At 27.7% G+C, this 527-nt stretch carries 1 pseudogene; it reads left to right on the plus strand.

The annotated features are described in order from the left end of the window. Positions 1-59: 59 nt before the first annotated feature. Positions 60-527 (plus strand): annotated as a pseudogene (locus OYV_RS04325) (dipeptidase PepV); the annotation flags it as partial.

The raw sequence follows: 527 nt of genomic DNA on the forward strand, positions 1-527 counted from the left end.
GTTGGGAATTACAAATACTTTGGTTGATTTTTTGGATCAATATTTGGTAGATAGTTTGGATGGAAAAAAAATTAGGCATTAATCACTTTGATGAAGAAACTTATAATTTGGTTTGTTTTTCTGGAGTTTTAAAATTAGAAAATAATCAAGCTTTTTTCGCTGTTAATTTAAAATATCCTAAAGGAATTACATTTGAAAAAATCCTTTTTCAATTGGAAAAAGCAGCCAAAAAGAATCAATTTCTTTTAAAAACTGATTTTCATTATCCTATTATGTATATCAATCCCAATAGCGAATTAATAACAACTTTATTAAATATTTATCAAAAACATACTCATGATTTTTTAACTGCGCCTTTGTGTAGTGGTGGTAGAACTTATACTAAATGTGCCCCTAATTTAGTTCCTTTCGGACCTGTTTTCCCCAATCAAAAGTCTTTAGCTCATCAAGTGGATGAATATATTTCAATTGACAAATTAATTACCTTAACTGCCATTTACACAGAAGCTTTATATCTTTTGTTTTGT

The organism is 'Chrysanthemum coronarium' phytoplasma, assembly GCF_000744065.1.
GTDB classification, from domain to species: domain Bacteria; phylum Bacillota_I; class Bacilli_A; order Acholeplasmatales; family Acholeplasmataceae; genus Phytoplasma; species Phytoplasma asteris.